The sequence below is a fragment of the Streptomyces coryli genome (assembly GCF_011044975.1).
GTDB classification, from domain to species: domain Bacteria; phylum Actinomycetota; class Actinomycetes; order Streptomycetales; family Streptomycetaceae; genus Streptomyces; species Streptomyces coryli.
Genome location: NZ_JAAKZV010000074.1, coordinates 1 through 16001, shown reverse-complemented (window position 1 = coordinate 16001; position 16001 = coordinate 1). Strand labels below are relative to the sequence as shown.

The following is a 16001-nucleotide window of genomic DNA, read 5'->3' as shown; positions in this document are numbered from 1 at the left end:
GTTATGACTCCGCCAGGATCTGTCCGACGTAACGTGCCACTGCGCGTACCGCTCCCATCGTTCCGGGGTAATCCATGCGGGTCGGGCCGACCACGCCGAGCTTGGCAAGGGCCTCGTTCTGAGGGCCTCCCGCACCGTAGCCGACCGAGACCACGGACGCGGAGGTGAGTCCCTCGTGAGGGTTCTCATGCCCGATACGGACCGTGACGCCCGGGTCCTTCGCCTCGCCGAGCAGCTTGAGCAGCACCACGTGCTCCTCGAGCGCCTCCAGGACGGGGCGGATGGTGAGCGGGAAGTCGTGGTCGAAGCGGGTCAGGTTGGAGGTGCCGCCGATCATCAGGCGCTCTTCGCTCTCCTCGACGAGCGCCTCGAGGAGGACGGACAGGACGGTCTGCACCGTGGGCCGGTCGTCCGTCTCGAAGGCGTCGGGAAGGTCCTGCACCAGCTTCGGGACGTCCGCGAAGCGACGGCCGACGACGCGGCTGTTGAGCCGCGCGCGGAGGTCGGCGACGCTGGCCTCGCCGAACGGGGCCGGGCAGTCGACCAGGCGCTGCTCGACCCGGCCGGTGTCCGTGATCAGCACGAGCATGATGCGGGCGGGGGCCAGCGGGAGCAGCTCCACATGCCTGACCGTGGAGCGGGTCAGCGAGGGGTACTGCACGACCGCGACCTGCCGGGTCAGCTGCGCGAGCAGCCGGACCGTACGGCCCACGACATCGTCCAGGTCGACGGCGCCGTCGAGGAAGTTCTGGATCGCGCGGCGCTCGGGGACCGAGAGCGGCTTGACGCCGGCGAGCTTGTCCACGAAGAGGCGGTAGCCCTTGTCCGTGGGGATGCGGCCCGCGGAGGTGTGGGGCTGGGCGATATAGCCCTCGTCCTCGAGGACGGCCATGTCATTACGGACCGTGGCCGGGCTCACGCCCAGGCGGTGCCGCTCGGTGAGGGCCTTGGAGCCTACGGGCTCCTCGGTGCCGACATAGTCCTGGACGATGGCGCGCAGCACCTCGAGTCTGCGTTCGCTGAGCATGCCGCTCACCTCCAGCCGCTGGTCGCGTCGGTCGTCCCCTTGGCACTCTGCGGGGCGGAGTGCCAGCTTTTCCCCGGCCAGTGTACGGCCGTCCGGTGTCACCCGGGCAAGGCGGTCCGGAGGTCGTCCGGGCGCGGGGTGAGGTGACATCGCATAGCGTCGCGCTATGGACGCGGAGAGGGAAGAGTGCGGGCGCTGGGAAGAGCTTGCGCCGGGTGTCGTGCGCCGGAGGCTTCCGCACTGGGATGCGACGGCTGGGGCCGTGTGTGGTTCCGAGGGGCTGCTGCTCGTCGACTCCGGTGCGTCGCTGCGCGAGGGGGCCCTGCTGCGGGGGCAGCTCCGGGAGCTCTTCGGGCGGCCCGTGTCGCATGTGGCGCTCACTCATCCGCATTTCGACCATGTCCTGGGGACGGCGGCTTTCGCCGGCGTCGAGGTGTACGGGCCGCACGGCATCGACGAGGTGCTGCGGGAGGGAAAGGACGAGCTGCGGGCGGACGCGGTGCGCCATGGGCTCGCCCACCGGGAGGCCGCCGAGGCGGCGGATGTGGTGGTGGCCCCGCAGCATCCGGTGGCGGGGGAGTGGACGCTGGATCTGGGCGGCGGCGTCGAGGTGCTGATGGCGAACGTGGGCCCCGCGCACTCGTCGCACGACATGGTGGTCGTGGTGCGCAGCGCCGTCCCGGCGGTGGTGTTCTGCGGCGACCTCGTCGAGGAGTCCGGCGTGCCGCAGGCGGGCGCGGACGCCCATCCGGCGCGCTGGCCGGAGGTGCTCGACCAGCTGCTGGAGCTGGCGGGAGACGACGCGGTGTACGTACCGGGACACGGCGCCGTGGTCGACGCGGCGTTCGTACGGCGTCAACGGGACGAGCTGGCCGCCGGGTTCGGATAATCTCGCCGCATGCGATACGGCGATGTCGATCTCACCCCTCCGTGGAAGAAGCCCAAGGCCGTGCCGGAGGTGCCGGCCGAGGCGGACCTGGTGGTGGAGGAGGTGACCACCGGTTTCTGCGGGGCCGTCGTGCGCACCGAGAAGACCGCCGAGGGGCTCACCGTCACGCTGGAGGACCGCTTCGGGAAGCATCGTGTGTTCCCCATGGCGCCGCGTGGCTTCATGATCGACGGGAAGACCGTGACGCTGGTACGCCCCGCCGCCCCGGCCGCGCCCGCGCGCCCCTCCCGTACCGCATCCGGCTCGGTGGCCGTGCCCGGGGCGCGGGCCCGGATCGCCCGGGCCGGGCGGATTTACGTCGAGGGGCGGCACGACGCCGAGTTGGTCGAGCGGGTGTGGGGGGACGACCTGCGGATCGAGGGTGTGGTCGTCGAGTATCTGGAAGGCATCGATGATCTGCCGGGGATCGTGGCCGACTTCGGGCCGGGGCCCGACGCGCGGCTGGGCGTGCTGGTCGACCACCTGGTGCCGGGTTCCAAGGAGTCCCGTATCGCCGCCGAGGTCACCAGCGAGCACGCGCTGGTGGTGGGGCATCCGTACATCGACGTGTGGGAGGCCGTGAAGCCGTCGTCGGTGGGGATCGCCGCGTGGCCGCGGGTGCCGCGGGGGCAGGACTGGAAGACAGGGGTGTGCCGGGCACTGGGCTGGCCGGAGAACACCGGCGCCGCGTGGCAGCGGATTCTGGGCTCGGTGAGCAGCTACCGGGACCTGGATCCGGCGCTGCTGGGGCGAGTTGAGGAACTGATCGACTTCGTGACGCAGCCCGGCTCCTAGGCCGCGGGCCAGGGCGGCGCGGGCCGGAGTCCGCTGCGCCGCCCCGCCGCGTAGGCGCCGCCCCCGGCCAGGGTCAGTGCGCTCCCGAGGACCCCGAGAGCCACCAGTACGCGGACATCGGAGCCCTCCTGCACGCGGCCGAGCACCCCGGAGGCCGCGACGCTGCCCGACTGCTCGTCGAGGAAGAACCGCGAGTCGTTCGAGTTCTCCCGGTGATCGCCCAGCAGGAACAACCGCCCGTCGGGCACCCGCACGTCGTACGGACCGGCCGGCGGGGTCGCTCTGCCGCCGCCGCGCATGACGTACGGTTCGGCGACCGGCTTCCCGTTCACCGTGATCCGCTCTCCGTCTGACACCACGTGATCGCCGCCCGCCCCGATGACCCGCTGCAGGGCCGGCCTGCCCCCGTAGCGACCGGGCACATGGATGAGCACGACATCCCCCCTGCGTATCCCGCCCGCCCCGATGTGCTCGATGACCAGCCGCTCGCCCTGCCGGTAGGTGGGCTCCATCGCCTCGCTCATGACCGTGACCCCGCGGTAGTTCGTGAAGAAGTACCCGATGGTCCCCAGCACCATGACCAGCCCGAATGGCGCCAATAACCAGGCCGCGACGCTCAGCCTGGCGCCCGCTTCCCGCTGCCGCATGAACACCCCTCCCCTGAATCGCCCGGCGTCGGGCGATTCAGGGGAGATTAGGGGTCTTGAGGCGGGAGCGCATCGCCTAATCGACGAGGTCCCTGACCACGGCGTCGGCCAGGAGCCGGCCGCGGAGGGTGAGGACGGCGCGGCCGGCCTCGTAAGGGGCGGGGTCCAGGAGGCCGTCCCTTACCGCGCGGTCGGCGGCTGCCTTGCCTGCCGGGTGCAGGAGGGTCAGCGGGCAGCCGTCGGAGAGGCGCAGCTCCAGCAGGATCCGCTCCACGCGGCGGTCCTCGTCCGTCAGGAGCTCGCGGCCCGCGCCCGGGGACCGGCCGCCCGCCAGGGCTTCGCCGTACGCCGCCGGGTGCTTGACGTTCCACCAGCGCACGCCGCCCACGTGGCTGTGGGCGCCGGGGCCCGCGCCCCACCAGTCGGCGCCGGTCCAGTAGAGCTCGTTGTGGCGGCAGCGGGCGGCCTCCGTCGTGGCCCAGTTGGATACCTCGTACCAGGAGAAGCCCGCTGCGGAGAGCGCCTCCTCCGCGATCAGGTAGCGGTCCGCGTGGACGTCGTCGTCCGTCATCGGGACCTCGCCGCGGCGGATGCGGCGGGCCAGCTGGGTGCCCTCCTCGACGATCAGCGCGTACGCCGAGACGTGGTCGGGGGCGGCGGAGAGGGCCGCGTCCAGGGAGGCGCGCCAGTCGTCGTCGGTTTCGCCGGGGGTTCCGTAGATCAGGTCGAGGTTCACATGGTCGAAGCCGGCCGCGTGCGCCTCCGCGACGCAGGCCTCGGGACGGCCAGGCGTGTGGGTGCGGTCGAGGATCTTCAGGACGTGCTGACGGGCGCTCTGCATGCCGAAGGAGATGCGGTTGAAGCCCGCCGCGCGGAGCTCGGTCAGGTAGGCCGGGTCGACCGACTCCGGGTTTGCCTCCGTGGTCACCTCGGCGTCCGGGGCGAGGCCGAACTCGGAGCGGATCGCCGCCAGCATCCGGCCCAGGTCGGCTGCCGGGAGGAGGGTGGGGGTCCCGCCGCCGACGAAGACCGTCTCGACCGGGCGTGGGTCGTCGCCGAGGACCTTGCGGGCCAGCCGGACCTCTTCGATCAGGGTGTCCGCGTACGTATCCCGGGAGGCCCCGCGGACCTCGCTCGCCGTGTACGTGTTGAAGTCGCAGTAGCCGCAGCGGGTGGCGCAGTACGGGACGTGCACGTAGAAGCCGAGCGGGCGGTCGCCGGCCAGGGCGGTGGGCGGGAGGGCGCCGTCGGCGGGCATGGGCTCGCCGTCGGGGAGTGCGGAGGGCATGGGCTCCATTGTCCGGCATCGGGCGGTGGAGCCCGTAACCGGTTCAGATGCCGGTGAGGAGGAGCGTCGCGGTGGCCGCGGCCGCGAGGCCGAAGGCCACGGCGGGCAGGGCGCGGGCCGGAGGGTCGCCGGCCCGGCGCAGGACCAGGACGGCGCCGATCAGGAGGACGACCAGGCCGACGCTCGCGGCGATGGCGGCGGGAGTCCAGAACAGGCCGGTCAGCAGTCCGGCGGCGGCGAGGAGTTCGGCGACCCCGATGAGCCGGTATCTGCCGGCGGTGAAGCCCAGGTGCTGCGCCTCGCGGCGGACGGCGGGGAAGGCGACGATCTTCGCGGCGCCGATCGCCGTGAAGGCCGCCGCCAGGGTCAACTCCATGATCGTGCCGATCGTCATGGTGTCCTCCCGGTGGTGTGGTGTTGCGGGTTCGTGGCCTCGATGACCAGGAACGGAACGGTCAGACTCCCCAGGACCGGCACGGCGAACCCGGTGCCGGCGTCGAAGCGGAGCGGGCTGTTTCGTACGGCGGCCGCGGTGTCGCGCACCGGGTCGCAGCCGTGGTCGAAGAGCCGCGTCCAGGGGCGCGCCACGCGCTGCGCCGCCCTGGCGACGCTTCCCGGCGGGGCGGCGACGTGCTCGGCGAGTACGAGGCGGCCACCGGGTCTGAGGACCCGGGCGATCTCGGCGAGCACCTGCGCCTGGTCGCGGACGCTGCACAGGACGGTGGTGGCCAGGACCGCGTCCACGGCGGCGGCGGGCAGCGGGATGGACTCGGCGGTGGCCTGGACGGGCGGCGCGCGGTGGCCGTGGCGGCGGGCGTTCTCGGCCAGGAAGCGGCAGCGGCGGGGCGAGGGCTCGAGGCCGAGCCACTCGACGTCGCGGTCCAGGGCGGCGAAGTTCGCTCCCCGGCCCGCGCCGATCTCCAGGACCCGGCCGCGCAGACCGCGGATCGCGCGGGTGCGCGCGGCGGTGAAGGCCGCCCAACCCGTCGCCGCGGGTATGTCCGAGAGGGTGCTCATGGCGTCACCAGCCCTCGCTCGAAGAGGTCGGTCAGCGTCTCGGCGAATGCGTCGGCGTCGAGCGCCGGATCGTCGGTCAGCGCCTGCTGGTAGCCCTCGACCGCGCAGAGGATCGTCCGGGCCACCCATTCCTCCTGCACCGGGCGCAGTACGCCCGTCGTCCGGCCCGCGCGCAGCACCCGCAGCAGGGGCTTGCGCAGCGGGGCCTCGTCGAAGGCGGCCGGCTCGCCGGGGCGCTTCCAGCCGGCCGAGAGCCGCCACAGCGCGCCCACTTCGTCGCGGTGGGTGTCCTGCCAGCGGATGAAGGCCTTGAGGTAGGCCGCGAGTCCTTCCGCGGGGCCCTCGGCCGCGTCGACGGCCTCCTCGATCGCGGCCACCAGGTCGTCGAGGAGCGTGTCGCTGAGCACCGTCAGCAGCTCGTCCTTGTCGGCGAAGTGGTAGCTGATCATGCCGGGGCTCGACAGTCCCGCCTCGGCGGCGATGCGCCCGAAGGATGCCTTCGAGAGTCCTTCACGTGCGATCACCCGTACCGCCGCGCCGACGATCTGCGTGCGTCGGGCCTGAGCGGTGAACGACTGTCTTGTTCGCATGAACAAAGAATAGCATGGGTGAGCAAAATCCCGGGCGTGAAAAAGGGCTCCGGCATGCCGCCGGAACCCTTTCCCCCCTGGTCGTAGGACTACTCCTCCGGGTTCTCCTGCAGGGCGCGGACCTCGATCCGGGACCCCAGCGCCGCGGAGCACTGCTCGGCCCAGGTGAGTGCGGCCTCCTCGTCACCGGCCTCGATGATCCAGAAGCCGCCGACGTACTCGGGCGCGTCCACGAACGGCCCCGGGGTGCGCTTCGGCTTCTCGCCGGTCGCGTCGACGGTCACGGCGGTCGACGGCGGGTGCAGTCCGCCGGCGGTGACGAAGGCGCCGGCCTCGTTGAGCGCGGTGTTGAAGCGCTCGACGGCGGCCATCATCGCTTCGAGCTCGGCCGGGTCCATCGCCTGCATGGACTCCATCGTCGGCTCGTCGGCCGTGTCGTGCGGGATGGTCAGGAAGTACTGCGTCACAGTGCTGCTTCCCTTCTGTTTGCGTGAACTGAATTTAGGTCACGTAAACAAGATGGGGCAAGAGCCGCGCCGGGTCAGAAACCGAGGCGCCGCAGCTGCTTCGGGTCGCGCTGCCAGTCCTTGGCGACCTTGACGTGGATGTCCAGGTACACCGGCGTCCCCAGCAGCGCCTCGATGTGCTTGCGCGACTTCATCCCGATCTCCTTCAGCCGCGCGCCCTTCGGGCCGATGATGATGCCCTTCTGGCTCGACCGCTCGATGAAGAGGTTGGCCCGGATGTCGGTCAGCGGCTTGTCCGCCGGCCGGTCCTCCCGCGCCTCCATCTCCTCGACGACCACCGCGATGGAGTGCGGCAGTTCGTCCCGTACGCCCTCGAGCGCCGCCTCGCGGATCAGCTCGGCGATCATCACCTGCTCCGGCTCGTCCGTCAGCTCGCCGCCCGGGTAGAGCTCGGGGCCCTCCGGGAGCATCGGGATGAGGAGGTCGGCGAGCAGCTCGACCTGCTCGCCTTTCTGCGCCGATACGGGGACGATCTCGGCCCACTCGATGCCGAGCTCCTTGCCGAGCTGGTCCACCGCGATCAGCTGGCCGGTCAGCGCCTCGCGGTCGACCAGGTCGGTCTTGGTGACGACCGCGACCTTGGGGGTGCGCTTGAGGGAGGCGAGTTCGTTGCCGATGTAGCGGTCGCCGGGACCGATCTTCTCGTTCGCCGGGATGCAGAAGCCGATCACGTCGACCTCGGCCCAGGTGGCGCGCACCTCGTCGTTGAGGCGCTCGCCGAGCAGGGTGCGGGGGCGGTGATAGCCCGGGGTGTCCACCAGGACGAGCTGGGCCTCGGGCCGGTGCACGATGCCGCGGACGCTGTGCCGGGTGGTCTGCGGGCGGTTGGAGGTGATCGCCACCTTCGTGCCCACCAGGGCGTTGGTGAGGGTGGACTTGCCGGCGTTCGGGCGGCCGACGAAGCAGGCGAAGCCGGCGCGGTGCGGCTGCTGTGCGCCGTGTTCCTGGCCGGTGGAAGGTGCGGTCATGCGTGCCATTCTCGCCGACGGCGGGGTCAGCCCGCGTCCACTGTCGTACGCAGCGTGCCGTCCGGGCCCGCGAGCAGCACCGGCGTGCCGGCCCCGCCCAGGTCCCGTACCGCCGCGAGGTCGCCTTCGGCGGCGGTCTCCGCCTCGGTGACGACCGCGGCCGCCTCCAGGGACTTGGCGCCGGAGGCCACCGCCATGGCGACGGCGGTCTGCAGCGCGGAGAGCTGGAGGGAGGGGAGGGCGACGGTGCCGGCGACGTAGGTCCGGCCGGTCTCGTCGCGCACGGCCGCGCCCTCGGCCACGCCGTTACGGGCGCGGGTGCTGCGGGCCAGCGTGATGATCTTGCGGTCCTCGGGGTCGAGGGTGGTGTCGGTCATGGCTGTGAGCATAGAGAGCGCGGCGGGGTGGTGGCGCGGGCGGCCCGGCGACGCGATCGGACTGATACGCGCTCAGCATCGACACCGTGACGATGGTGCCGCCGGCGCGCACCGTGGCGTTGTCGTACTGCATGGTGACGTACTCCTCGTCCGCGACGTCGAGCTCGAGCCGCAGCCGGCGTGCATCAGCCACGGGCAGGGCCGTTCGGCCCTGCCCGGCGGGCGTGCGGAGGGTCACGCCGCGGAGCCGGCCTTCGCGGCGGCCTTGGTGACCTTCTCGGCCTTTGCGACGGCCGTCTTGATGGCCTGCTCGAAGGCGGCCTGGTCGTCCTTCGTGTAGCTGATCTCGGCGACGTTGACGATCGCGCCGCCGACGCGGGCCACGGCCATGTCGTACTGCACCGAGTACACGTCCGCCTCGGCCGGGTCGAGGAGGACGCGTACGCCCATGGAGCCGTCGGCCAGCTCGGGCACCGCGAGCTCGGAGACGGTGACCTTCACGTCGCCGAGCGACTCGTCGCTGGCGTTGAACGTGTGGCAGCCGGCCGGGACTTCGCTGATGTCGGTCTTCATCAGGTCCGCGGCCTGCTTCTCGGTGAAGGCGGTGACGCCGTGCACGATGGCCGGCGCGGTGTCGGCGCCGCCCTTGACGAAGACGGCCACGTCGGACTCGGCGGGCTTGGGCGTCTCGTCGGAGCCGACGATGCCGTCCAGCAGCGGCTGGCACTGCTTCTTGTCGGCGACGGCGGCCTGGAACTCGCCGGTGCCGGCGTTGTCCGAGGACGTCTCCTCGTCGAAGCTCCAGCCGGCGGGCATGTCCTGTGTGGCCAGCAGGGCCTTCTCGACCTGGGCCTGGGTCAGCGGCTTGGCCGCCGGGGCGGTCGACGGCGTCGCCTTGGCGCCGTCCTTGTCGTCCGCGTCGGCGGAGCCGCCGCAGGCGGCGGTCAGAGCGAGGGCGCCGATCGCGAGGACGGCGGGGGCGGTACGGCGGAGGGCGGTGCGCATGGGCTCTTCCTTGAGCGTGTGGGGGAAATCTGCCCTGCACGCTATGTGGCTCAGGTCAGCCCGGGACCCGCCGGAAGTCCCTGGTCGTACGGACCTTGGTCACGAGGCGGCCTGCGCCTGTCACGAGGCCGACTGCGCCCGTCACGAGGCCGCCTGCGCCGCCACCGCGTGCATCGCCTCCCGCCGGCCCTCCGGCGAGGTGAGGCGGAGGAGCTTGGCCATCGTGTCCGTCTCCGGCACCGCGTTGTGGACCGCGATCGTCAGGTCCGGGCGGGCCGGCACCTTCAGCTGGGTGACCTCGAGGTAGAGCGTGCCGACCTGCGGGTGCTCCATCTCCTTGATCATCTGGCCGCCCGCGGCGACGTCGCCGCGCTCCCACAGCTCGCGGAACTCCTCGCTGAGCCCGGAGAGTTTGTCCACCACCGCGTGGAAGCCCTCGTCGTCGAGCCGCTCCGACATCGCCGCCCGGTACTGCGCCACGATCTCCGGGGCCGCCTCGGCCCAGCGCTTGGCGCGGACCCGGTAGACCGGGTCGGTGAAGAAGTTGACCAGGCAGTTGTCGTCGTTCTCCGGCCGGAAGCCCTGCACCAGGGTGGACGCCTCGTTGTACGTGATGCAGTTCCAGTACTGATCCATGATGTGCGCCGGCAGCGGCATCCACGCGTCGATCAGCCGCTTCAGGCCGTCGCACAGATAGTCCGGGTCGTACGCCGACTCGGCCGCCGGCGGATTGAGCCCCGCCAGTACGTACAGATGCCGGCGCTCGTCGCCGCTCAGCTTCAGCACCCGGCCGACCGCGTCCAGCACCTGCGGCGAGACGGTGATGTCGCGGCCCTGCTCCAGCCACTGGTACCAGCTCGCCCCGACCCCCGCGAGCACCGCGACCTCCTCGCGGCGCAGCCCGGGCGTGCGGCGGCGGGCGCCGCCGTCGGGCAGGCCGGCCTCGGTGGGGCTGACGCGGGCGCGGCGGGTCATCAGGAAGTCGCGCAGCTCCTGGCGGCGATACGACTTGGCGCTGCTGCTCGAGGCCGGACTCGGCATCTACTCCCCCTGCTTCCCCTGGCTGGTGGTGCGGCCACCAGGATAAGTGCCCGCTCCCCAGCCAACCGCGGACGGCCGGAGTCTGTTCCGCATGGCAACAGACTCCGCAACAACCACGACGCCGGAAGGGACCACGACGGCCGCCTCCCCGGCGGCCTCCTCGGCCCTGGCCGGCCGCGCCCGGCTGGTCCTCATGGTCCTGTGCGCGGCCCAGTTCATGGTCGGGCTCGACTTCTCCATCCTCAATGTCGCGCTGCCCGAACTCGGCGCCGACCTCGGCTTCTCCACCGCGAACCTGCAGTGGGCCGTCACCGCCTTCGCGCTGCCGTCCGGCGGCCTGCTGCTCCTGGCCGGGCGTATCTCGGACCTCTACGGCAGGCGCCGGCTCTTCCTGGCCGGCCTCGTCCTCTTCGCCGCCGCCTCCGCGCTGGCCGCGCTCGCCTGGGGCCCGGCGGCCTTCCTCGCCGGCCGGGTGCTGCAGGGCATCGCCGCCGCGGTCATCGTCCCGGCCGGCATGGCCCTGCTGACCACGAGCTTCGCCGAGGGCCCGCAGCGGGCGAAGGCGATGAGCGTGATGGGCTCGATCATGGCCCTCGGCTTCACCGCGGGCATGGTGCTCGGCGGCGTACTGGCGCAGGCCTTCGGCTGGCGCTCGACGATGTGGCTGCTCGGCGGCGCCGCCCTGGCCGTGCTGTTCGCCGCCCCCGGCCTGCTCACCGAGAGCCGCCGCCCCGACCGGCCGCGGCTCGACATCCCCGGCGCGGTCACCGTCACCGGCGGCCTGCTCGCCCTGATCTACGCCCTGTCCACCGCCGCCGAGCACGGCTTCGGACGCGGCGACGTCATCGGCGGCCTGATCGCGGCCGCGGTGCTGCTGCCCGCTTTCGTCGCCATCGAGTCGCGTACGGCCGAACCCCTGGTCTCGATGCGGCTGCTGCGACGGCGCAACGTCGCCTTCGGCGCGGCCGGCGGCCTGATCACGTTCTCGATGATGAGCTCGGTCATCTTCCTCACCACGCTGTACCTGCAGGAGATCCGCGGCATGTCGCCGATGACCTCCGGGCTGATCTTCGGCGTGCTGGGGCTCGCGGCGGCCGCGGGCGGCGCGGTGGCGCCCAAGGTGCTCGCCCGGCTCGGCGCGAAGTCCACGCTGGTCGCCGGGCTCATCGGCCAGGCGGTCTTCACCGCGACGCTGATCGCCATCGGCGACTCGGCGCTCGGCGTGTGGCTGATCCTCGTCCCCGGCTCGGTGGCGTGCTTCTTCCACCTGTTCGCGATCGTCGCGTACCAGATCACCGTCACCACCGGGGTGCCGAACGAGCAGCAGGGGCTGGCCACCGGCATCGTCACCAGCGCCCAGCAGATCGGCCTGACCGTCGGCATCCCGCTGCTCTCCGCCCTGGCCGCGAGCAACACGGAGCTGCTGAGCGGCCTGCGCCTGGGCCTCGGCGCCGACGCGCTCGTCCTCGCGGCGACGGCGGTGCTGGTCGCGGTGGCGCTGCCGCGGGTACGGCGCTGACGCACGGCTGAGAGAGCTCACCCACCACTGACAGGGCCGCCCGCGTCGCCGGGCGGCTTTGTCAGTGGCCTCAGGCAGACTTCATTGCACAGCCCCAGGGAGGTGCCAGGCATGAGCAAAGCAGGACTTGACCCGCTTGCCGGTGCCCGCGGGCCCGACGACCCGGCCGTCGATGTCTATCTCACCGGCCAGGTCTTCCTGGACATCATCTTCACCGGCCTGGACAGCGCCCCCGTCCGTGGCACGGAGTCCTGGGCCCGCGGCATGGGCATGAGCCCCGGCGGCGTCGCCAACATGGCCACCGCCCTCGCCCGCCTCGGCCTGCGCACCTCCCTGTCCGCCGCCTTCGGCGACGACATGTACGGGGACTACAGCCGGGAGGCCCTCGAGCTCGGCGAGGGCATCGACCTCGCCCAGTCCCGTACGGTCCCCGGCTGGCACTCGCCGGTCACGGTCTCGATGGCGTACGAGGGGGAGCGCACCATGGTCACCCACGGCCATGAGGCGCCCGCCCCCGAGGAGCCCGACCCGGCCTGCCCGCCCCGCTCCCGCGCCGCCATCGCCTCGCTCGCCCCCGGCCGCCCGCAGACCTGGGTGGCGCAGGCCGCCAGGCACGGCAGCCGGATCTTCGGCGACGTCGGCTGGGACGAGACAGGGCGCTGGGACCTCGACGACCTCCCCGACCTGGCCCACTGCGAGGCCTTCCTGCCGAACGCGGCCGAGGCGATGGCCTACACCCGCACCGACTCCCCGCGGGCCGCCGCCCACCGGCTCGCCGAACGGGTCCCGCTGGTCGTCGTCACGATGGGCGCGGACGGCGCGTACGCCGTGGACAGCGCCGCCGGGGTCACCGCGGAGGTGCCCGCGATCAGCGTCGAGGCGCTGGACCCGACCGGCGCCGGCGATGTCTTCGTGGCCGGCTTCGTCACCGGCACCCTCGCCGGCTGGCCGCTCGCCGACCGCCTCGCCCTGGCAGGACTGACGGCGGCCCTGTCGGTGCAGGAGTTCGGCGGTTCCCAGTCCGCCCCCAGCTGGGCCGAGATCGGCTCCTGGTGGGACCGGGTCCGCAAGGTGCCCGACCAGGACCCGGTCGCTCTGCGCCGGTATGCGTTCCTGGACGCGCTGGTGCCGTGCACGGCGCGGCCGTGGCCGCTGCGCCGGGCCGTGCCGACGATCGGATTCCGGGCGGGCGGGGTACGGGGCGCCTGAGCGGCGCAAAAGGAGTCGCCGTAGCCCCCGGCCACCCGACTACCATGGCCACTGACCCTGTCGTCGAAGCAGAAGTGGGAAAACAGGCCACAGCGCCGGCCCATGACACAGACACCCTCAGTAGCGAAGATCCGTATCCCGGCGAAGCACCCCATGGTCACCGTCCTGGGGTCCGGGGACTCTCTGTTGCGCGTCATCGAGAAGGCCTTCCCGGACGCCGATATCCACGTCCGCGGCAATGAGGTCACGGCCACCGGTGCCGAGGCCGAGGTCGCCCTGATCCAGCGCCTCTTCGACGAGATCCTGCTGGTGCTGCGCACCGGCCAGCCGATGACCGAAGACGCCATGGAGAGGACCATCGCGATGCTGCGCAAGTCCGAGGAGGGCGCCGCCGGCGGCCACGCCGCCCCCTCCGAGGTGCTCACCCAGAACATCCTCTCCAACCGCGGCAAGACCATCCGCCCGAAGACGCTGAACCAGAAGAGCTACGTCGACGCCATCGACAAGCACACGATCGTCTTCGGCATCGGCCCGGCCGGCACCGGCAAGACCTACCTGGCCATGGCCAAGGCGGTCCAGGCCCTGCAGTCCAAGGCGGTCAACCGGATCATCCTGACCCGCCCCGCGGTGGAGGCGGGGGAGCGCCTCGGCTTCCTGCCGGGCACCCTCTACGAGAAGATCGACCCGTATCTGCGCCCGCTCTACGACGCCCTGCACGACATGCTCGACCCGGACTCGATCCCGCGGCTGATGGCGGCCGGGACGATCGAGGTCGCCCCGCTGGCGTACATGCGCGGCCGCACGCTGAATGACGCGTTCATCATTCTCGACGAGGCGCAGAACACGAACCCCGAGCAGATGAAGATGTTCCTGACCCGGCTCGGGTTCAACTCCAAGATCGTGGTCACCGGAGATGTCACGCAGATCGACCTCCCCGGCGGCACGAAGAGCGGCCTGCGCCAGGTCCGGGACATCCTCGACGGCGTTGACGACGTCCACTTCTCCCTGCTGACCAGCAAGGACGTGGTCCGGCACAAGCTGGTGAGCCGGATCGTCGACGCCTACGAAACCTACGACAACCAGAACGGCCGCGGCTGACGCACATGTCCATCGACGTCAACAACGAGTCCGGCACGGACATCGACGAGCAGGCGGTCCTCGACATCGCCCGCTATGCCCTCGCGCGCATGCGCATCCACCCGCTGTCCGAGCTCAGCGTGATCGTCGTGGACGCCGCGGCGATGGAGCAGCTGCACATCCAGTGGATGGACGAGCCGGGCCCGACGGACGTCATGTCCTTCCCCATGGACGAGCTGCGCCCGCCCGCCAAGGACGACGACGACCCCGCGCAGGGCCTGCTCGGCGACATCGTCCTGTGCCCGGAGGTCGCGGAGAAGCAGGGCGCCGAGGCCCCGACGCAGCACTCCATGGACGAGGAGCTGCAGCTCCTCACCGTCCACGGGGTGCTGCACCTCCTCGGCTACGACCACGAGGACCCGTCCGAGAAGGCCGAGATGTTCGGCCTGCAGAAGGCCATCGTCGACGGCTGGCGGGCCGAGCGAGGCATTGAGGGCGAGTCCCCGGCGCCCACCACGCGATGACCGCGCAGCTCGTCACGATCGCGATCCTGCTGGTCGTGGTCGCCTGGCTGGCCGCCTGCGCGGAGGCCGGCCTGGCCCGTACGACCCGGATCACCGCCGAAGAGGCGGTACGGGCGGGCCGCCGCGGCAGCGCGAAGCTGCTCGCGGTCGCCTCCGACCCGGTGCGCTATCTGAATGTCGCGTTGCTGGTGCGCGTCGCCTGCGAGATGGCGGCGGGCGTCGTCGTCACGTATGTCTGCCTGGAGCGCTTCTCCGCCACCTGGGAGGCGCTGACGGTCGCGATCGGTGTGATGGTGCTCGTGTCGTACGTGGCCGTCGGCGTCTCGCCGCGCACCATCGGCCGCCAGCACCCGGAGGGCACGGCGACGGCGGCGGCCTACGTGCTGCTGCCGCTGGCGCGGGTGATGGGCCCGATCCCGCGGCTGCTGATCCTCCTGGGCAACGCGCTCACCCCCGGCCGGGGCTTCCGCTACGGCCCGTTCGCCTCCGAGCAGGAGCTGCGGGCGATGGTCGACCTCGCGCAGAAGGAGTCGCTGATCGAGGACGAGGAGCGCCGCATGGTGCACTCGGTCTTCGAGCTGGGCGACACCCTCGTACGGGAGGTCATGGTCCCGCGGACGGATGTCGTCACGATCGAGCGCTATAAGACCATCCGGCAGGCGCTGACGCTGGCGCTGCGATCGGGCTTCTCCCGGATCCCGGTGACGGGGGAGAACGAGGACGACGTGGTCGGCATGGTCTACCTCAAGGACCTCGCCCGCAAGACGCACATCAACCGCGACTCGGAGACGGAGCCGGTGTCGACGGCGATGCGGCCTGCGTCATTCGTACCGGACACGAAGAACGCGGGCGACATGCTGCGCGAGATGCAGCAGCAGCGCAATCACGTGGCGGTCGTCATCGACGAGTACGGCGGCACGGCGGGGATCGTCACGATCGAGGACATCCTCGAGGAGATCGTCGGCGAGATCACGGATGAGTACGACCGCGAGCTGCCGCCGGTGGAGCGGCTGGGCGACGACCGCTATCGCGTGACGGCGCGCCTGGACATCGGCGATCTGGGCGACCTGTACGGCCTGGAGCTGGACGACGAGGACGTGGAAACGGTGGGCGGCCTGCTCGCCAAGTCCCTTGGGCGGGTCCCGATCGCGGGGGCTACGGGCGAGGTGGACGTCAGCCATGACGGGGCGGACCCGGAGCTGAGAGCGCTGCGCCTGACGGCGGAGTCGCCTGCGGGGCGTCGGAACAAGATCGTGACGGTGTTGGTGGAGCCGGTGCGGGTGGCGGTGGCGGAGGACGAGTAAGAGCGGCCGGACTTGCGGATGGGTTGGCATCGGATGGCTTGGCATCGGATGGTGACGGCCGCGTCGCCGTCTTCCGCCCGTCCCGGTGCCGGTTGGGTTGGCTGGCTACGGGAGGAGTGGGGAGGCGGGCTGGTCTGGGCTGCCGGGCGGCGGTACGG

At 71.8% G+C, this 16001-nt stretch carries 18 protein-coding genes; 7 read left to right on the top strand and 11 right to left on the bottom strand.

Translation table 11 applies throughout. From position 1 onward, the window contains the following. Position 1: 1 nt before the first annotated feature. Positions 2-1027, bottom strand: a complete 1026-nt coding sequence (hrcA, locus tag G5C51_RS18290) for a heat-inducible transcriptional repressor HrcA (RefSeq protein WP_165238655.1) — start codon at positions 1025-1027, stop codon at positions 2-4. Positions 1028-1193: 166 nt separating this feature from the next. On the opposite strand from hrcA, the gene G5C51_RS18285 reads away from it, so the two are divergent. Both G5C51_RS18285 and G5C51_RS18280 read left to right on the top strand, forming a co-directional pair. Continuing rightward, entirely contained in the window at positions 1194-1916 is a 723-nt protein-coding gene (locus tag G5C51_RS18285; protein ID WP_165238653.1) for an MBL fold metallo-hydrolase, read from the top strand. Between the two features lie 9 nt (positions 1917-1925). Next, positions 1926-2750 (top strand): DUF3097 domain-containing protein, encoded by an 825-nt coding sequence (locus G5C51_RS18280; RefSeq protein ID WP_165238651.1) that lies wholly within the window; start codon positions 1926-1928, stop codon positions 2748-2750. Here G5C51_RS18280 and lepB read toward each other — a convergent pair. From lepB to G5C51_RS18230, 10 genes are all read right to left on the bottom strand, one after another. After that, positions 2747-3397 (bottom strand): signal peptidase I, encoded by a 651-nt coding sequence (gene lepB, locus G5C51_RS18275; RefSeq protein WP_165238649.1) that lies wholly within the window; start codon positions 3395-3397, stop codon positions 2747-2749. The two genes, G5C51_RS18280 and lepB, sit on opposite strands and share 4 nt — an antisense overlap. 76 nt (positions 3398-3473) lie before the next feature. Then, complete coding sequence (hemW, locus tag G5C51_RS18270) at positions 3474-4685, bottom strand: radical SAM family heme chaperone HemW (RefSeq protein ID WP_165238647.1); 1212 nt, start codon at positions 4683-4685, stop codon at positions 3474-3476. 43 nt (positions 4686-4728) lie between these two features. Beyond that, on the bottom strand, positions 4729-5079 hold the full coding sequence (locus G5C51_RS18265) for a DoxX family protein (protein WP_165238645.1): 351 nt from the start codon (positions 5077-5079) through the stop codon (positions 4729-4731). Then, the gene (locus G5C51_RS18260; RefSeq protein ID WP_165238643.1) at positions 5076-5702 is read right to left on the bottom strand and encodes a class I SAM-dependent methyltransferase; all 627 of its coding nucleotides are present in this window, start codon (positions 5700-5702) and stop codon (positions 5076-5078) included. Before G5C51_RS18260 ends, G5C51_RS18265 begins: the two co-directional genes overlap by 4 nt. Continuing rightward, on the bottom strand, positions 5699-6292 hold the full coding sequence (locus G5C51_RS42540) for a TetR/AcrR family transcriptional regulator (protein ID WP_206314010.1): 594 nt from the start codon (positions 6290-6292) through the stop codon (positions 5699-5701). The genes G5C51_RS18260 and G5C51_RS42540 overlap by 4 nt, the downstream gene beginning before the upstream one ends. An 89-nt stretch (positions 6293-6381) precedes the next feature. Continuing rightward, the gene (locus G5C51_RS18250; RefSeq protein WP_165238641.1) at positions 6382-6759 is read right to left on the bottom strand and encodes a YciI family protein; all 378 of its coding nucleotides are present in this window, start codon (positions 6757-6759) and stop codon (positions 6382-6384) included. Between the two features lie 74 nt (positions 6760-6833). After that, positions 6834-7796: a GTPase Era gene (gene era / locus G5C51_RS18245; RefSeq protein WP_165238639.1), complete on the bottom strand. Its 963-nt coding sequence runs from the start codon at positions 7794-7796 to the stop codon at positions 6834-6836. Between the two features lie 17 nt (positions 7797-7813). After that, complete coding sequence (locus tag G5C51_RS18240; RefSeq protein WP_165238637.1) at positions 7814-8164, bottom strand: cytidine deaminase; 351 nt, start codon at positions 8162-8164, stop codon at positions 7814-7816. 234 nt (positions 8165-8398) lie between these two features. Continuing rightward, entirely contained in the window at positions 8399-9169 is a 771-nt protein-coding gene (locus G5C51_RS18235) for a hypothetical protein (RefSeq protein WP_165238635.1), read from the bottom strand. Between the two features lie 141 nt (positions 9170-9310). After that, positions 9311-10210 (bottom strand): helix-turn-helix transcriptional regulator, encoded by a 900-nt coding sequence (locus G5C51_RS18230; protein ID WP_165238633.1) that lies wholly within the window; start codon positions 10208-10210, stop codon positions 9311-9313. 91 nt (positions 10211-10301) lie between these two features. Between G5C51_RS18230 and G5C51_RS18225 the strand changes: the two genes are divergently transcribed. The 5 genes from G5C51_RS18225 to G5C51_RS18205 all read left to right on the top strand — a co-directional run bounded on the left by G5C51_RS18225 (position 10302) and on the right by G5C51_RS18205 (position 15843). Beyond that, positions 10302-11729: an MFS transporter gene (locus G5C51_RS18225; protein WP_165238631.1), complete on the top strand. Its 1428-nt coding sequence runs from the start codon at positions 10302-10304 to the stop codon at positions 11727-11729. A gap of 111 nt (positions 11730-11840) precedes the next feature. Then, the gene (locus G5C51_RS18220; RefSeq protein ID WP_165238629.1) at positions 11841-12938 is read left to right on the top strand and encodes a carbohydrate kinase family protein; all 1098 of its coding nucleotides are present in this window, start codon (positions 11841-11843) and stop codon (positions 12936-12938) included. A gap of 102 nt (positions 12939-13040) precedes the next feature. After that, complete coding sequence (locus tag G5C51_RS18215; RefSeq protein ID WP_165238628.1) at positions 13041-14036, top strand: PhoH family protein; 996 nt, start codon at positions 13041-13043, stop codon at positions 14034-14036. 5 nt (positions 14037-14041) lie between these two features. After that, positions 14042-14539 carry an rRNA maturation RNase YbeY gene (gene ybeY / locus G5C51_RS18210; protein WP_165238626.1) on the top strand — a complete coding sequence of 166 codons (498 nt, stop codon included), beginning with the start codon at positions 14042-14044 and terminating at the stop codon, positions 14537-14539. Further along, the gene (locus G5C51_RS18205; protein WP_165238624.1) at positions 14536-15843 is read left to right on the top strand and encodes a hemolysin family protein; all 1308 of its coding nucleotides are present in this window, start codon (positions 14536-14538) and stop codon (positions 15841-15843) included. The genes ybeY and G5C51_RS18205 overlap by 4 nt, the downstream gene beginning before the upstream one ends. Positions 15844-16001: the final 158 nt, after the last annotated feature.

What these genes read in the sequence shown, in the direction of transcription:
- hrcA (WP_165238655.1), bottom strand. Translation starts at nt 1,027, where the DNA reads ATGCTCAGCGAACGCAGACTCGAGGTGCTGCGCGCCATCGTCCAGGAC.
- G5C51_RS18285 (WP_165238653.1), top strand. Translation starts at nt 1,194, where the DNA reads ATGGACGCGGAGAGGGAAGAGTGCGGGCGCTGGGAAGAGCTTGCGCCG.
- G5C51_RS18280 (WP_165238651.1), top strand. Translation starts at nt 1,926, where the DNA reads ATGCGATACGGCGATGTCGATCTCACCCCTCCGTGGAAGAAGCCCAAG.
- lepB (WP_165238649.1), bottom strand. Translation starts at nt 3,397, where the DNA reads ATGCGGCAGCGGGAAGCGGGCGCCAGGCTGAGCGTCGCGGCCTGGTTA.
- hemW (WP_165238647.1), bottom strand. Translation starts at nt 4,685, where the DNA reads ATGCCCTCCGCACTCCCCGACGGCGAGCCCATGCCCGCCGACGGCGCC.
- G5C51_RS18265 (WP_165238645.1), bottom strand. Translation starts at nt 5,079, where the DNA reads ATGACGATCGGCACGATCATGGAGTTGACCCTGGCGGCGGCCTTCACG.
- G5C51_RS18260 (WP_165238643.1), bottom strand. Translation starts at nt 5,702, where the DNA reads ATGAGCACCCTCTCGGACATACCCGCGGCGACGGGTTGGGCGGCCTTC.
- G5C51_RS42540 (WP_206314010.1), bottom strand. Translation starts at nt 6,292, where the DNA reads ATGCGAACAAGACAGTCGTTCACCGCTCAGGCCCGACGCACGCAGATC.
- era (WP_165238639.1), bottom strand. Translation starts at nt 7,796, where the DNA reads ATGGCACGCATGACCGCACCTTCCACCGGCCAGGAACACGGCGCACAG.
- G5C51_RS18240 (WP_165238637.1), bottom strand. Translation starts at nt 8,164, where the DNA reads ATGACCGACACCACCCTCGACCCCGAGGACCGCAAGATCATCACGCTG.
- G5C51_RS18235 (WP_165238635.1), bottom strand. Translation starts at nt 9,169, where the DNA reads ATGCGCACCGCCCTCCGCCGTACCGCCCCCGCCGTCCTCGCGATCGGC.
- G5C51_RS18230 (WP_165238633.1), bottom strand. Translation starts at nt 10,210, where the DNA reads ATGCCGAGTCCGGCCTCGAGCAGCAGCGCCAAGTCGTATCGCCGCCAG.
- G5C51_RS18225 (WP_165238631.1), top strand. Translation starts at nt 10,302, where the DNA reads ATGGCAACAGACTCCGCAACAACCACGACGCCGGAAGGGACCACGACG.
- G5C51_RS18220 (WP_165238629.1), top strand. Translation starts at nt 11,841, where the DNA reads ATGAGCAAAGCAGGACTTGACCCGCTTGCCGGTGCCCGCGGGCCCGAC.
- G5C51_RS18215 (WP_165238628.1), top strand. Translation starts at nt 13,041, where the DNA reads ATGACACAGACACCCTCAGTAGCGAAGATCCGTATCCCGGCGAAGCAC.
- ybeY (WP_165238626.1), top strand. Translation starts at nt 14,042, where the DNA reads ATGTCCATCGACGTCAACAACGAGTCCGGCACGGACATCGACGAGCAG.
- G5C51_RS18205 (WP_165238624.1), top strand. Translation starts at nt 14,536, where the DNA reads ATGACCGCGCAGCTCGTCACGATCGCGATCCTGCTGGTCGTGGTCGCC.